We start from the raw sequence: 14,775 nt of genomic DNA on the forward strand, positions 1-14,775 counted from the left end.
CACGAAAAGTATCGTTTGTAATCTGAAAAGTTACGAGATACTTGACGCGATATTTTTATGTAACTTATGGTGTGTCGTGAAAGCGTGCGGATGACCGGACGCGCCTGATACGGGACCATTTTTATGCGACATGACGTGATTATCGTGGGTGGCAGCTACGCCGGCCTGTCTGCGGGCCTGCAACTGGCGCGAGCGCGGCGCACGGTGCTGGTGATTGATTCGGGGCTGCGACGCAACCGGTTTGCCACTACCTCCCACGGCTTTCTCGGCCAGGATGGGCAGCCGCCGCAGGTGATTGCCGCCGAAGGGCGCAGCCAGTTGATGGAATATCCGACGGTCACCTGGGTGCAGGACAGCGTGGTCCAGGCGAGCCAACAGCCGGGCGGGTTCAGTGTGCGTACCCAGTGCAACGGCGAATTCCAGGCCACCTGCCTGATCCTTGCCACGGGTGTGGTCGACGAACTACCCGCCATCCCGGGCTTGCAAGAGCGTTGGGGCCAGCGCGTGTTCCATTGCCCTTACTGCCACGGTTATGAGTTGGACCTGGGCCGCATCGGTGTACTGGCCACCTCATCCCTGGCGATGCATCACGCGTTGATGCTTCCGGATTGGGGGCCTACCACCTTGTTCACCAACGGCATGTTCGCCCCGGATGCCGGCCAACAAGCACAGTTGGACCGGCGTGGGGTCCGCGTGGAAAGCACGGGTGTACGCAGCATCAATGGCGAGCGTGCGGACCTGGAGCTGATCGACGGCCGGGTCATTGCGCTGGATGGCATTTTCACCGTGCCGCGCACCCGGATCAGCCCATTGGCAGGGCAACTGGGTTGTGAGCTGATCGACGGTCCCACCGGGCCGTACCTGCATACCACTGAAACCCGCCAGACCTCAGTGCCCGGCGTGTTCGCCTGTGGGGACACCTCGCTGGCCGGTGGTTCCGTGGCGCTGGCCGTAGCCGAGGGGGTGCGCGCCGGGGTGGGTGCGCACTTTGCGTTGATCAACGGCCCAGGGTGATTTTGTTCAATACCCCATTGGCCGGGCCTTATACCGTGGTGCCTCTATATGCATTCTCATAAAAGGTAACCGCAATGAGCTTGATCCTTTCCATGGCCGCCTTCGCCCTGGCCACCTCCATTACCCCGGGACCGGTCAATGTGGTGGCATTGAGTTCTGGGGCGCGCTTCGGTTTTGTCGCCAGCCAGAAGCATGTGTTCGGCGCGGCGGTTGGCTTCACGGCGTTGCTGGTGCTGATCGGCCTGGGGTTGCATGAGGTGCTGCTGCGGTGGCCGGTACTGACCCAGTTGATCCAATGGGGCGGGGTGGCTTTTTTGCTGTACATGGCCTGGAAACTGGCGACGGATGACGGCCGGCTGGACGCCGAGGGCAGCGCCAGCGCGCCGTCGATGCTCTACGGGGCGATCATGCAGTGGCTCAACCCCAAGGCATGGCTGGCGTGTGTGGCGGGGATGGGCTTGTTTGTGGCCGATGGCGATGCCCGGCAGGTGTGGCTGTTTGCGAGCCTCTACCTGGTGATCTGCTACCTGTCGGTGGCGTGCTGGGCCTATGCCGGCACCTTTTTGCGCCGCTACTTGGGCAACCCCCAGGGCGTGCGCGTGTCCAACCGCTCAATGGCCGCGTTGCTGGTGGCCAGTGTGGGTTATTTGCTGATGGCTTGAGCCGGTCGCGGTACTGCCCTGGCGTGGCGGCAAAATGCAGTTTGAACGCCCGCTGGAAATGCGCCTGGTCGGCAAAGCCGGCGGCGAGGGCGACGTCGGCGATCAACTCGCCATTGCGCAATTGCGTGCGGGCGAACTGGATACGCTGGTTGACCAGAAAGGCATGGGGCGTGAGCCCGTAATACTGCTTGAACGCGCGGATCAGATAGGACGGCGACAGCTCGGCCGCCAGGCAGATGTCTTCCAGTTTCAGCGCCTGGGTGCAGTGTTCGCGGATGTAGTCCGCCGCCCGTTCCAGCTTGTGGTTGACCTCGCGCACAGGGGTGTTGACGGGGTTGAGGCGTTGCTGGACGTCACTGAAATAACTCACCAGCGCGCTTTGTTTTTGCAGCAGTTCGGCGTGTTCGTCGAGCAGCAATCGGTACAACGCCAGCAGGCCGCTGTACAGCACCGTATCGCGGGTGTACGGCGTATTGAACGGGAGATAACCCTGATCGGTGCGCAAGCCCAACTGGTGCTGCAAGTCGGTCAGCCAGTGCGTGTCGAGGTAGAGCATGTGGTAGGACCACGGCTCGTTTTCGATGGGATTGCAGGCGTGCACATCGCCAGGGTTCATCAATACCACGGTGCCGGCGCTGATCTGGAAGGTCTCGTCGCCGTAGTGGTAATAACTGCGCCCGGCCGTGATCGCACCGAGGGAAAAGTGCTCATGGGCGTGCCGAGTGTAAGTGACCTTGCGCCCGTCGGCGATGGTCCGCGCTTCGATAAAGGGCAACGCGGGGTCGCGCCAGAAAAGCGGTGCGGTAGCGGCGGTCATGGGCGGGCGCTCCCAGGCGGTGATTGAATACGTCGGGGAGCAGCCTTATACAAAACCGGCGATTGTTCAAGTTTCAGCGCGGTGTGCTACGCCGCGTAGGCGATTTAGCGGGGCCATGCATCAGGCCGGGACGAGGAACGCCGCCTCCAACAATTGCCGCGTATACGCATGCTGCGGGTCAGCAAAAATCGCCCGCGCATCACCTTGTTCCACGACCTGCCCATGCTTGACCACCATCAACTGGTGACTTAACGCCTTCACCACCGCCAGGTCATGGCTGATAAACAGGTACGTCAGGTTGTACTTGGCCTGCAGGCTGCGCAGCAGCTCCACCACTTGGCGTTGGACCGTGCGGTCCAGCGCCGAGGTGGGTTCGTCCAGCAGGATCAGGCGCGGCTTGACGACCAGGGCACGGGCGATGGCGATGCGCTGGCGCTGGCCGCCGGAAAACTCGTGGGGGTAGCGGTGTCGCGACTGCGGGTCGAGGCCGACTTCCTTGAGCGCTGCAATAATCGCCGCTTCCTGCTCGGCGGGCGTGCCCATCTGATGGATGCGCAAGCCTTCGCCGACGATCTCGCTGACGCACATGCGTGGGCTCAAACTGCCGAACGGGTCCTGGAACACCACCTGCATTTCCCGGCGCAGCGGGCGCACCTGCTGCTGGGTCAGCTTGTCCAGTTGCTGGCCTTCGAAGCGAATGCCGCCCTGGCTGCCGATCAGACGCAGAATCGCCAGGCCCAGGGTGGATTTGCCCGAGCCGCTTTCGCCAACGATGCCCAGGGTTTGCCCCTGGGGCAGGCTGAAGTTGATGCCATCCACCGCCTTGACGTAATCGACGGTGTGGCGCAAAAAGCCCTTCTTGATCGGGAACCACACCTTAAGGTCCTCGACTTCCAGCAAGGGCGGGCCAACGGTGTTACCGGCCGGCCCACCGCTGGGTTCAGCCCCCAGCAGTTCCTGGGTGTAGGGGTGTTGCGGCGACTGGAACAACGTCTCGCAGTCGGCCTGTTCAACGATGCATCCTTGCTGCATCACGCACACGCGATGGGCGATGCGCCGCACCAGGTTCAGGTCATGACTGATCAGCAGCAACGCCATGCCCAGCCGTGCCTGCAGCTCTTTGAGCAATTCCAGGATCTTCAACTGCACGGTCACGTCGAGGGCGGTGGTCGGTTCGTCGGCGATCAACAGCTCCGGTTCATTGGCCAACGCCATGGCGATCATCACGCGCTGGCGCTGGCCGCCGGACAGTTCGTGGGGCAAGGCCTTGAGGCGCTTGTGCGGTTCGGGGATGCCCACCAGTTCCAGCAACTCCAGGGTACGCCGGGTGGCGACCTTGCCGGTAAGTCCCTTGTGCAGGCCAAGCACTTCGTTGATCTGTTTCTCGATGCAGTGCAGCGGGTTCAGCGAGGTCATCGGCTCCTGAAAGATCATCGCGATGCGGTTGCCACGAATGTGCCGCAGGGGCTTTTCCTTGAGGGTCAGCAGGTCTCGCTCGGCGTAGTTGATGGTGCCGCTGGGGTGGCGCGCCAGCGGGTAGGGCAGCAGGCGCAGGATCGAGTGCGCGGTCACCGACTTGCCCGATCCGCTTTCGCCGACCAGGGCCAGGGTTTCGCCACGCTTGATATCAAAGCTGACGTTATTGACCACGCGGTGGTGATGCTCGCCGGTGACGAACTCGACGCTGAGGTCGCGGATTTCGATCAGATTGTCCTGATTCATCTCATTTCCTCGGGTCGAAGGCATCGCGAGCGGACTCGCCGATAAACACCAGCAAACTCAACATGATCGCCAGCACGGCAAACGCGCTCATGCCCAGCCAGGGCGCCTGCAGGTTGGATTTGCCTTGGGCCACCAGTTCGCCCAGCGACGGTGAACCGGCGGGCAAGCCGAAGCCGAGGAAGTCCAGGGCGGTGAGGGTGCCGATGGCGCCGGTGAGAATGAACGGCATGAAGGTCATGGTCGAGACCATGGCGTTGGGCAGTATATGGCGGAACATGATCGCGCCGTTCCGCATCCCCAGGGCCCTGGCCGCGCGCACGTATTCAAGGTTGCGCCCACGCAGGAACTCGGCGCGCACCACATCCACCAGGCTCATCCACGAGAACAACAGCATGATCCCCAGCAGCCACCAGAAGTTGGGCTGCACAAAACTGGCGAGGATGATCAGCAGATACAGCACCGGCAGCCCGGACCAGATCTCCAGGAAGCGCTGCCCGGCGAGGTCGACCCACCCGCCATAAAAGCCCTGCAAGGCTCCGGCGATCACGCCGATGATCGAGCTGAGCACGGTCAAGGTCAGGGCAAACAGTACCGACACGCGAAAACCGTAGATCACCCGCGCCAGCACATCGCGGCCCTGGTCATCGGTGCCCAGCAGGTTGACGCTCGAAGGCGGCGCAGGGGCCGGTACTCTCAGGTCGTAGTTGATGCTCTGGTAGCTGAACGGGATCGGCGCCCACAGAGTCCAGGCGTCCTTGGCCTTGAGCAGTTCGCGGATATACGGGCTCTTGTAGTTGGCCTCCAACGGGAATTCGCCGCCAAAGGTGGTTTCCGGGTAGCGCTTGAGCGCCGGGAAATACCAGCCGCCGTCATAGTGCACGGCCAGCGGTTTGTCGTTGGCGATCAGCTCCGCGCCCAGGCTGAGCACGAACAGGATCAGGAACAGCCACAGCGACCACCAGCCGCGCTTGTTGGTCTTGAACCGCTCGAACCGGCGGCGATTGAGGGGGGACAGGTTCATCTCAATGCTCCCGGCTGGCGAAGTCGATGCGCGGATCGACCAGGGTATAGGTGAGGTCGCCGATCAGTTTCACGATCAACCCCAGCAGGGTGAAGATGAACAGCGTGCCGAACACCACCGGGTAATCGCGGTTGATCGCCGCTTCAAAGCTCATCAGGCCCAGGCCGTCGAGAGAGAAGATCACTTCCACCAGCAAGGAGCCGGTGAAGAAGATACCGATAAAGGCCGAGGGGAAACCGGCGATCACCAACAGCATGGCGTTGCGGAACACATGCCCGTACAGCACGCGGTGGTTGGTCAGGCCCTTGGCCCTGGCGGTGACCACGTACTGCTTGTTGATCTCGTCGAGAAAGCTGTTTTTGGTCAGCAGCGTCATGGTCGCGAAGTTACCGATCACCAGCGCGGTGATGGGCAACGCCAGGTGCCAGAAGTAATCGAGAATCTTGCCGCCCCAGCTCAGTTCGTCGAAGTTATTCGAGGTGAGCCCGCGCAGTGGGAACCAATCGAAATAACTGCCGCCGGCAAACACCACGATCAGCAGGATGGCGAACAGGAACGCCGGGATCGCATAGCCGACGATGATCGCCGAACTGGTCCACACATCGAAATGGCTGCCGTGTCGCGTGGCTTTGGCGATCCCGAGCGGGATCGACACCAGGTACATGATCAGCGTGCTCCATAACCCCAGGGAGATGGACACCGGCATCTTTTCCTTGATCAGGTCGATGACCTTGGCGTCGCGGAAGAAACTGTCGCCGAAATCCAGGCGGGCGTAGTTCTTGACCATGATCCACAAACGTTCCGGCGCCGACTTGTCGAAGCCGTACATCTTCTCGATTTCCTTGATCAGCGCCGGGTCCAGGCCCTGGGCGCCACGGTAGCTGGAGCCGGCCACCGCCACTTCGGCACCGCCACCGGCGATGCGGCTGGTGGCGCCGTCAAAGCCTTCGAGCTTGGCGATCATTTGCTCCACCGGGCCACCGGGGGCGGCCTGGATGATGACGAAGTTGATCAGCAAAATCCCGAACAGCGTGGGGATGATCAATAACAGGCGGCGAAGAATATAAGCCAGCATTTAATCGCCTCCGCTCGCCGTGTCGGCGCTCGTTTGGGGTTCTGGGGCCATTGCCGGCGGCACGTTGGGCTTGCTCCACCAGGTGGAGATGCCGACGTCATACAGCGGTGACACCTTTGGATGACCGAGGTTGTTCCAGTAAGCCACGCGGAAAGTCTTGATATGCCAGTTGGGGATCACGTAGTAGCCAAATTGCAGCACGCGGTCCAGGGCCCTGGCATGGGCGATCAGGCTGGCGCGGGTGTCTGAATCGATCAACTGTTCCACCAACTGATCGACGGCCGGGTCTTTGAGGCCCATGTAATTGCGGCTGCCGGGTTTGTCGGCGCTGGTGGATTTCCAGAATTCGCGCTGTTCGTTACCCGGCGACGAAGATTGTGGAAAGCTGCCCACGAGCATGTCGAAATCCCGCGACCGTAGGCGGGTGACGAATTGCGAGACGTCTACCCGGCGAATCACCAGGTCGATGCCCAGGTCGGCGAGGTTGCGTTTGAACGGCAGCAGGATGCGCTCGAACTCGGTCTGGGCCAGCAGGAACTCGATGGTCACCGGTTTGCCGGTGGTGTCGACCATTTTGTCGTCGACGATTTTCCAGCCGGCTTCCTGCAACAACTGGTACGCCTCGCGCTGCTGGGCGCGGATCATGCCGCTGCCGTCGGTCTTGGCCGGCTCGAAGGCTTCGGTAAACACCTGGGGCGGGATCTTGTCGCGCAGCGGTTCGAGAATTTTCAACTCGTCGGGGCCAGGCAAGCCGGTGGCGGCCATGTCGGAGTTTTCGAAGTAGCTGCGGGTGCGGGTGTAGGCACCGTTGAACAGTTGCTTGTTACTCCACTCGAAATCCAGCAACAGGCTGATGGCCTTGCGCACACGCACGTCCTGGAACATGGGCTTGCGCGTGTTGAACACGAAGCCCTGCATGCCGGTGGGGTTGCCGTTGGGGATCTCTTCTTTGATCAGCCGGCCTTGCGCTACGGCGGGCACGTTGTAGGCGTTGGCCCAGTTCTTCGCACTGAATTCGGCCCAGTAATCGAACTGCCCGGCCTTGAGCGCTTCCAGGGCCACCGTCGCATCGCGATAGTAGTCAGTGATGCGCTGGTCGAAATTGTACAGGCCCTTGTTGATCGGCAGGTCTTTGCCCCAATAGTCTTTGACTCGCTCGTAGCGCACCGAGCGTCCGGCGTTGACCTGCGCCACTTTGTAGGGGCCGCTGCCGAGGGGGAATTCCAGGTTGCCCTTGGTGAAGTCGCGCGTGGCCCACCAATGTTTGGGCAGCACCGGCAACTGGCCGAGGATCAGCGGCAGTTCGCGGTTATTGGTGCGCTTGAACTTGAACAGCACCCGCAACGGGTCTTCGGCGATCACTTCGTCGACATCCGCGTAATAGGTGCGGTAGAGCGGGGTGCCGTCCTTGATCAAGGTCTGGAAGCTGAACACCACGTCGTCGGCGCGCATGGGATGGCCGTCGTGGAAGCGCGCCTCGGGGCGCAGGTAAAAGCGTACCCAGCTGTTGTCCGGGGCTTTTTCGATCTTGCCGGCCACCAAGCCGTATTCGGTGAACGGCTCGTCCAGGCTTTGGGTCGCCAGGGTGTCGTAGATCAGGCCGATATTGTCGGCGGGGACACCTTTGCTGATAAACGGGTTGAAGCTGTCGAAACCGGCCAGGCTCGATTCGCGAAACGTCCCGCCCTTGGGGGCGTCCGGGTTGACGTAATCGGTGTGCTTGAAATTGGCCGGGTATTTGGGCGGTTCGTTATACAGCGTCAGCGCGTGTTGCGGCGCCGCTTGGGCTGCGCTGCAGAGTAAAAAGGTGCTGATCAGAGCGTTGCGCAAATACATCATTGGGCTTTCTCCGAAGCTTTCAGCCACCATGCGCTCAGGCCCAGGCTGTAGGGCGGCGTGGCGACAAAGGCGAACCGGTTGCGGTACGCCAAGCGATGATAGTTGAGGTACCAGTTGGGAATGCTGTAGTGCTGCCACAGCAGCACCCGGTCCAGGGCGCGGCCGGCGGCCAGTTGTTCTTCGCGGGTCTGCGCCGCCAGCAGTTGTTCCAGCAGGTGGTCGACGATGGGGTTGGCGATGCCTGCGTAGTTCTTGCTGCCCTTGATCGCGGCCTGGCTGGAATGAAAGTACTGCCACTGCTCAAGGCCGGGGCTCAAGGTCTGGTTGAGGGTAATCAGGATCATGTCGAAGTCGAACTGATCCAGGCGTTGCTTGTACTGGGCGCGGTCGACGGTGCGCAGGCGTGCGTCGATGCCGATACTGATCAGGTTCTCGACATAGGGCTGCAGGATGCGCTCCAGGTTCGGGTTGACCAGCAATATCTCCAGGCGCAGCGGTTGGCCGTCCTTGTTGAGCAGGCGTTGGCCGGACAGCTTCCAGCCGGCATCGTCGAGCAGCGCCAGCGCGCGACGCATGGTATCGCGGGGGATGCCGCGTCCGTCGGTCTGCGGCAGGCTGAACGGCTGGGTGAACAGGTTGGCCGGCAACTGCTCACGGTAGGGCGAGAGCATCAGCCATTCGTGGCCCACCGGCAGGCCGGTCGCCGAGAATTCGCTGTTGGGGTAGTAGCTCAAGGTACGTTTATAGGCGTTGCTGAACAGGGTGCGGTTGGTCCACTCGAAGTCGAACATCAGCCCCAGGGCTTCGCGCACCTTGGTCTGGCTGAACGTCGGCCGCCGCGTGTTCATGAACAGGCCTTGGCTCTGAGTCGGGATCTGGTGCGCGATCTGCGCCTTGATCACTTCGCCGCGGTTCACCGCCGGGAAATTGTAGCCATTGGCCCAGTTTTTGGCCTGGTGCTCGATGTAGATGTCGAATTCGCCGGCCTTGAAGGCTTCGAACGCCACGTCGCTGTCGCGATAGAACTCCACTTCGACCTTGTCGTAGTTATAGAAACCCTGGTTGACCGGCAGGTCCTTGCCCCAGTAATCCTTGACCCGTTCGAACACCAGTTGCCGGCCTGGGGTGACCTTGCTGACGCGGTACGGCCCGCTGCCCAGCGGTGGTTCGAAGGTGGTGGCCTTGAAATCGCGGTGCTTCCAATAGTGCTGGGGCAACACCGGCAACTCGCCCAGGCGCAGGATCAGTAGCGGGTTGCCGGCGCGCTTGAACACAAAGCGGATGCGGTGAGGGTCAAGCACATCCACCCGCGCGACTTCCTGCAGGTTGGTGCGGTACTGCGGGTGGCCTTCAGTCAGCAGGGTGCGGTAGGAAAACGCCACATCGTCGGCGGTGATCGGCTTGCCATCGTGGAAGCGTGCCTGCGGGCGCAGGTTGAACACCACCCAGCTGCGGTCCTCGCTGTATTCCACCGACTGCGCTATCAGCCCATAGCTGGAGGTTGGCTCATCGCCGGACGGCGCGTACTGGCCGGTGCCGACCATCAACGGTTCGTTCAGCTCATTGACGCCGTACTGCAGGAAATTGGGGGTGGAAACCGGGCTCGAGCCCTTGAAGGTGTAGGGGTTGAGCGTATCGAAGGTGCCAAATGCCATGACCCGCAACGTGCCGCCTTTCGGCGCTGCAGGGTTGACCCAATCGAAATGGGTGAATTTGGCCGGGTACTTGAGCACGCCGAACTGCGTATAACCATGGCTCTCGGTTATCGTCGCATTCGCGCAAAAGCTCAAGGCCAGACTTATTAGTAGAAGGAGGGGACGCTTCAAGTCAGAGATCCGATCCAGGCGGCTTGGGCTTTATGATCGGTACAGTAACAGCTTGTTCCGGTTGGAAAAAGCCAGTTGGGATGATGTAGATCCAATGTGGGAGGGAGCTTGCGGTGGCGAGGGAGCTTGCTCCCGCTGGAGCGCGGAGCGCTGCCAATATCATGAGGTAAGCCAGTTACCTCCTGGGTGCCCGTTTTGGGGCTGCCGCGCAGCCCAGCGGGAGCAAGCTCCCTCGCCACATGCAAGCTTTGCCTTTATGTTTGAAGTCTTAGCGCGGCCCGGAAACCACCAGCATCTGCCCCGGCTTCAACGCCTGGCCGGTACGCGGGTTCCAACGCTTGAGATGTTGCATCTCCACGTTGAAACGCTTGGCGACGATGTACAGCGAATCGCCTTTCTTGACCTTGTATTGCACGGGCTTGGAAGTGGCTACCTTGCGCGTGTCCTGCATCACCAGGGTCTGGCCGACCTTGAGTGCCTGGCCGTTGAGCTGGTTCCAGCGCTGCAGGTCGTGCACGTCGACCTTGTTGGCCTTGGCGATCAGCGTGAGGTTGTCGCCGTTGCGCACCTTGTAGCTGCGGGTGCGCCCGGCCACCCGTGGAGTCTCGACTTCGTCGAACACCTGTTTTTTCGGGCGCATTGCCAGCAATTCTTCAGGCTTCATCGTCGAAAGGGTGCTGGTGAGCAATTGCGCCTTGGAACTCGGTACCAACAGATGCTGGGGGCCATCCAGGGTGGTACGTTGCTTCAGGGCCGGGTTGAGCTGGAACAGTTCGTCTTCGTCGATTTCCGCCAGCGCGGCGACCCGTGACAGGTCCATGCTTTGCTTGACTTCCACCACTTCGAAATAGGGTGTGTTGGCAATCGGGTTCAGGTTGACACCGTAGGCCTCGGGAGCCAGCACTACCTGGGACAGCGCCAGGAACTTGGGCACGTAGTCCTTGGTTTCCTGCGGCAGCGGCAGGTTCCAGTAGTCGGTGGGCAGGCCGAGCTTTTCGTTGCGCTCGATGGCCCGGCTCACGGTGCCTTCGCCCGCGTTATAGGCGGCCAGCGCCAGCAGCCAGTCGCCGTTGAACATATCGTGCAGACGGGTCAGGTAGTCCAGGGCGGCGGTGGTGGAGGCGGTGATGTCGCGACGGCCGTCATAGGCGCGGGTCTGGCGCAGGTTGAAGTAGCGCCCGGTGGAGGGGATGAATTGCCACAGGCCGACCGCATCGCTGCGCGAATAGGCCATGGGGTTGTAGGCACTTTCAATCACTGGCAGCAGCGCCAGCTCCAGGGGCATGTTGCGTTCTTCAAGGCGTTCGACGATGTAATGAATATAGAGGCTGCCGCGTTCCCCGGCGTTCTCCAGGAACGACGGGTTGCTGGCGAACCACAGGCGCTGTTGCTCGATGCGCGGGTTGACGCCGAGATTGTCCTGCAATTGAAAGCCCCGGCGCATGCGTTCCCAGACATCCTGGGGCACTTCGGGGCTGGGCTTCTCTGAGAGCCAGATGGGTTTTTGCTTGATCTTGGCGGCAAGATTCGGTTTGGGTTGCACGGTGGATTGTGCAGCGAAATTTGTCGATTGGCAGCCCGCCAGCGTTGCGCAGACACCCACCGCCACGGCTTGAGCCAGGCGGGTCAATGCGTCTGAATGGTTGGATTTACGAATAGGTGACGACATTGGCTGGAAGTAAGTTCCGGGCAAAAATGTCGGGCGATTCTAGAAAGCGCTTCGGTTCCGGTCAACCATTCAGAAATTACGTATCAGATTGCATCCCGTTAGAACTTATCTTTCCAGGCCCTCAAGCTAGCAAACACCTCGGCCCCAGCGCGGTTATCGTGGCCATTCCGTTCGTCCGCTTTTTGTTTAACGGATGTTTCAGCGGTGCGTAAAAAGGGGTTGGTGCGCAATTCCAGGGCCAGGTTGGAGGGTAACGTCATCTCGTCTCGGGCCCTGAGTTGGCGGACGGCTTCCATCCGTTCGGCAATATCGGCATTGTGCGGCTCCACCGCCTGGGCAAATTTGAGGTTGCTTTGCGTGTATTCGTGGGTGCAGTACACCAAGGTGTCGGCGGGCAAGGCAGCCAGGCGCGTCAGCGAGGCATGCATCTGTTCCGGTGTGCCTTCGAACAGGCGACCGCAGCCGGCGGCGAACAGCGTATCGCCGCAGAACAGCACGCCCGGGTGATAGAAGGCGATATGTCCCAGGGTGTGGCCGGGTACGCTATGCACGTCGAAATCCCAGCCCAGCACCGTGATGCGATCATGGTCGTGCAGGGCGATGTCCCGCGCGGGAATTTTTTCATTGGCCGGGCCGTAGACCTTGGCGCCGGTGATGTTTTTCAGCTGTTCGACGCCGCCCACATGGTCGTGGTGATGGTGAGTGACCAGGATGTCGCTGAGGGTCCATCCAGGGTTTTGCTCGAGCCAGGCCTGTACCGGTGCGGCATCGCCGGGGTCGACCACGGCGCAGCGGTGGGTCTTCGGGTCCTGTAACAACCAGATGTAGTTATCGGTGAAGGCGGGCAGGGCACTGATCTGTATCATTCTTCGATTCGCCAAGCTGAACACATTGGTGCATCTTAGAACGTCTAGGCGAGTTGGAGAATGCAATGACTGATAAAGCGTTCGCCCAGGCCGATCCCGAGTGGCTGGCGCTGATCGGCGCAGCCCGTGAATGGTTGTCCGGGCCGATCGGGCAATTTTTGCTGGAAGAGGAACGGCACATGCTCGAAGACGAGCTGGGTCGGTTCTTTGGTGGTTACCTGGTGCATTACGGCCCCTCCGCGCAGACGCCGCCGCCTGCGCCCCAGGTGCAACGCAATGTGCGCCTGGGCGCACCGTTGCCGGGGGTGGAGATTGTCTGCGAAGAGCAGGCCTGGCCCTTGAGCGAGCACGCCGCCGATGTGGTGGTGTTGCAACATGGCCTGGATTTCTGCCTGTCGCCCCACGGTTTGCTGCGCGAAGCGGCGAGCAGCGTCCGTCCGGGTGGCCATTTGCTGATTGTCGGCATCAACCCCTGGAGCACGTGGGGCCTGCGCCATGTGTTCGCCCATGATGGCCTGCGCCAGGCGCGCTGCATCGCGCCGTCGCGGGTAGCGGACTGGCTGAACCTGCTGGGCTTCGCGCTGGAGAAACGCCGCTTCGGGTGCTATCGTCCGCCGCTTGCCTCGACCACGTGGCAGGGCCGCCTGGCCGGCTGGGAACGCCGTGCAGGCGCCTGGCAGTTGTCGGGCGGCGGCTTCTATCTATTGGTGGCGCGCAAGATCGTGGTCGGGCTGCGGCCGGTGCGCCAGGTCGCGCGCCAACCCATGGGCAAGCTGGTGCCGATGCCGATGGCCAAGGTCAACCGCAAGCAAAGCCAGCCGTAATAGCTCTTTTTATTTTCAGACCCGCCTGTTTTGATGGATGTAACCGATGACCGATAGCGTTGAACTCTTCACCGATGGCGCCTGCAAGGGCAACCCGGGCCCCGGCGGCTGGGGCGCCTTGCTGGTGTGCAAGGGCGTCGAGAAGGAACTGTGGGGCGGCGAAGCCAACACCACCAACAACCGCATGGAACTGATGGGCGCCATTCGCGGCCTGGAAGAACTCAAGCGCCGCTGCAACGTGCTGCTGGTAACCGACTCGCAATACGTGATGAAGGGCATCAATGAGTGGATGGTCAACTGGAAGAAGCGCGGCTGGAAAACCGCGGCCAAGGAACCGGTCAAGAATGCCGACCTGTGGCAATTGCTCGATGAGCAATGCAATCGCCACGACATCACCTGGAAATGGGTGCGCGGCCACATCGGCCATCCCGGCAACGAGCGCGCCGACCAGCTCGCCAACCGTGGTGTGGATGAAGTGCGGGGCTACAAGCAGAGCTGATGCCGAATCACGTGGTAATATCGCGCCCTTTGAAAGACACCGTTGAGAGCTGAACCCTGATGGCCATCCGATCTGTTGTACTCGATACCGAAACCACCGGCATGCCGGTGACCGACGGCCACCGGATCATTGAAATCGGCTGTGTCGAACTCATGGGTCGCCGTCTTACCGGGCGTCACTTCCACGTCTACCTGCAACCGGACCGCGACAGTGACGAAGGTGCGATCGGCGTCCACGGCATCACCGACGAATTCCTCAAGGGCAAGCCGCGTTTCGCCGAAGTGGCTGATGAGTTTTTCGAATTCATCAACGGCGCCCAGCTGATCATTCATAACGCGGCGTTCGACGTCGGTTTCATCAATAACGAATTTGCCCTGATGGGGCAGACCGATCGCGCGGACATCTCCAGGCACTGCTCGATCCTCGATACCTTGATGATGGCGCGTGAGCGTCACCCGGGCCAGCGCAACAGCCTCGATGCCTTATGCAAGCGGTATGGCGTCGATAACTCCGGCCGTGAACTCCACGGCGCCTTGCTCGATTCCGAGATTCTCGCCGACGTTTACCTGACCATGACCGGCGGGCAGACCAGCCTGTCCCTGGCCGGTAATGCGTCCGACGGCAGCGGTTCGGCGGAAGGTTCGGGCAACCGCCCTTCGGAAATCCGCCGCCTGCCGGCTGATCGCAAGCCGACCACCATCATTCGCGCCAGCGAGCAGGATATGGCCGAGCATGCGGCACGGCTGGAAGCGATTGCCAAATCGGCGGGCGCGCCGGCGTTGTGGACCCAACTGACCCAGCAGTAACCCTGGTTGGGATCCAATCAAAATGTGGGAGGGGCGGTGCGACGATTCGACTTGCTCCCCCCACAGTCGATCTCCATTGCCGATGAAATCTTCATTCGCCACATCCGCTCCCAGCTTCTACCCTTGAGTGCATAG

General features: G+C 61.3%; 12 protein-coding genes and 1 pseudogene. 5 read left to right on the forward strand and 8 right to left on the reverse strand.

Annotated elements, in window-relative coordinates; all coding sequences use genetic code 11:
* Positions 1 to 123 precede the first annotated feature (123 nt).
* Together PSH66_RS13750 and PSH66_RS13755 are read left to right on the forward strand one after the other, a co-directional pair.
* Positions 124 to 1,014, forward strand: a complete 891-nt coding sequence (locus PSH66_RS13750; RefSeq protein WP_305429382.1) for an NAD(P)/FAD-dependent oxidoreductase — start codon at positions 124 to 126, stop codon at positions 1,012 to 1,014.
* A gap of 74 nt (positions 1,015 to 1,088) precedes the next feature.
* Positions 1,089 to 1,676: a LysE family translocator gene (locus PSH66_RS13755; RefSeq protein ID WP_305429383.1), complete on the forward strand. Its 588-nt coding sequence runs from the start codon at positions 1,089 to 1,091 to the stop codon at positions 1,674 to 1,676.
* Here PSH66_RS13755 and PSH66_RS13760 read toward each other — a convergent pair.
* The 8 genes and pseudogenes from PSH66_RS13760 to gloB all read right to left on the reverse strand — a co-directional run.
* Positions 1,621 to 2,493 (reverse strand): annotated as a pseudogene (locus PSH66_RS13760) (AraC family ligand binding domain-containing protein); the annotation flags it as partial. The gene PSH66_RS13755 and the pseudogene PSH66_RS13760 sit on opposite strands and share 56 nt — an antisense overlap.
* A 120-nt stretch (positions 2,494 to 2,613) precedes the next feature.
* On the reverse strand, positions 2,614 to 4,215 hold the full coding sequence (locus PSH66_RS13765) for an ABC transporter ATP-binding protein (RefSeq protein ID WP_305429385.1): 1,602 nt from the start codon (positions 4,213 to 4,215) through the stop codon (positions 2,614 to 2,616).
* A 1-nt stretch (position 4,216) separates the two neighbouring features.
* Positions 4,217 to 5,236: an ABC transporter permease gene (locus PSH66_RS13770; RefSeq protein ID WP_003173563.1), complete on the reverse strand. Its 1,020-nt coding sequence runs from the start codon at positions 5,234 to 5,236 to the stop codon at positions 4,217 to 4,219.
* 1 nt (position 5,237) lies between these two features.
* On the reverse strand, positions 5,238 to 6,311 hold the full coding sequence (locus PSH66_RS13775; protein ID WP_078824380.1) for a microcin C ABC transporter permease YejB: 1,074 nt from the start codon (positions 6,309 to 6,311) through the stop codon (positions 5,238 to 5,240).
* On the reverse strand, positions 6,312 to 8,150 hold the full coding sequence (locus PSH66_RS13780) for an extracellular solute-binding protein (RefSeq protein ID WP_305429386.1): 1,839 nt from the start codon (positions 8,148 to 8,150) through the stop codon (positions 6,312 to 6,314).
* Complete coding sequence (locus PSH66_RS13785) at positions 8,147 to 9,976, reverse strand: extracellular solute-binding protein (protein WP_141064442.1); 1,830 nt, start codon at positions 9,974 to 9,976, stop codon at positions 8,147 to 8,149. Before PSH66_RS13785 ends, PSH66_RS13780 begins: the two co-directional genes overlap by 4 nt.
* Positions 9,977 to 10,244: 268 nt before the next feature.
* Entirely contained in the window at positions 10,245 to 11,645 is a 1,401-nt protein-coding gene (locus PSH66_RS13790) for a lytic transglycosylase domain-containing protein (RefSeq protein WP_003173568.1), read from the reverse strand.
* Between the two features lie 98 nt (positions 11,646 to 11,743).
* Positions 11,744 to 12,511: a hydroxyacylglutathione hydrolase gene (gloB, locus tag PSH66_RS13795; RefSeq protein ID WP_305429387.1), complete on the reverse strand. Its 768-nt coding sequence runs from the start codon at positions 12,509 to 12,511 to the stop codon at positions 11,744 to 11,746.
* Positions 12,512 to 12,576: 65 nt separating this feature from the next.
* Between gloB and PSH66_RS13800 the strand changes: the two genes are divergently transcribed.
* From PSH66_RS13800 to dnaQ, 3 genes are all read left to right on the forward strand, one after another.
* Positions 12,577 to 13,335: a class I SAM-dependent methyltransferase gene (locus tag PSH66_RS13800; RefSeq protein ID WP_078732922.1), complete on the forward strand. Its 759-nt coding sequence runs from the start codon at positions 12,577 to 12,579 to the stop codon at positions 13,333 to 13,335.
* A gap of 46 nt (positions 13,336 to 13,381) precedes the next feature.
* Positions 13,382 to 13,834 (forward strand): ribonuclease HI, encoded by a 453-nt coding sequence (rnhA, locus tag PSH66_RS13805; protein WP_003173571.1) that lies wholly within the window; start codon positions 13,382 to 13,384, stop codon positions 13,832 to 13,834.
* Positions 13,835 to 13,899: 65 nt separating this feature from the next.
* The gene (gene dnaQ / locus PSH66_RS13810; protein ID WP_176156633.1) at positions 13,900 to 14,640 is read left to right on the forward strand and encodes a DNA polymerase III subunit epsilon; all 741 of its coding nucleotides are present in this window, start codon (positions 13,900 to 13,902) and stop codon (positions 14,638 to 14,640) included.
* The last annotated feature ends 135 nt before the right edge of the window (positions 14,641 to 14,775 follow it).

Origin of the sequence: Pseudomonas sp. FP597 (genome assembly GCF_030687435.1) — a bacterium.
Taxonomy (GTDB): Bacteria; Pseudomonadota; Gammaproteobacteria; order Pseudomonadales; family Pseudomonadaceae; genus Aquipseudomonas; species Aquipseudomonas lactucae.

Excerpts from the sequence above, each read along its gene's own strand:
- PSH66_RS13770 (WP_003173563.1), bottom strand. The coding sequence starts at position 5,236 with ATGAACCTGTCCCCCCTCAATCGCCGCCGGTTCGAGCGGTTCAAGACC.
- gloB (WP_305429387.1), bottom strand. The coding sequence starts at position 12,511 with ATGATACAGATCAGTGCCCTGCCCGCCTTCACCGATAACTACATCTGG.
- PSH66_RS13775 (WP_078824380.1), bottom strand. The coding sequence starts at position 6,311 with ATGCTGGCTTATATTCTTCGCCGCCTGTTATTGATCATCCCCACGCTG.
- PSH66_RS13780 (WP_305429386.1), bottom strand. The coding sequence starts at position 8,150 with ATGATGTATTTGCGCAACGCTCTGATCAGCACCTTTTTACTCTGCAGC.
- rnhA (WP_003173571.1), top strand. The coding sequence starts at position 13,382 with ATGACCGATAGCGTTGAACTCTTCACCGATGGCGCCTGCAAGGGCAAC.
- PSH66_RS13750 (WP_305429382.1), top strand. The coding sequence starts at position 124 with ATGCGACATGACGTGATTATCGTGGGTGGCAGCTACGCCGGCCTGTCT.
- PSH66_RS13790 (WP_003173568.1), bottom strand. The coding sequence starts at position 11,645 with ATGTCGTCACCTATTCGTAAATCCAACCATTCAGACGCATTGACCCGC.
- PSH66_RS13755 (WP_305429383.1), top strand. The coding sequence starts at position 1,089 with ATGAGCTTGATCCTTTCCATGGCCGCCTTCGCCCTGGCCACCTCCATT.
- PSH66_RS13800 (WP_078732922.1), top strand. The coding sequence starts at position 12,577 with ATGACTGATAAAGCGTTCGCCCAGGCCGATCCCGAGTGGCTGGCGCTG.
- PSH66_RS13765 (WP_305429385.1), bottom strand. The coding sequence starts at position 4,215 with ATGAATCAGGACAATCTGATCGAAATCCGCGACCTCAGCGTCGAGTTC.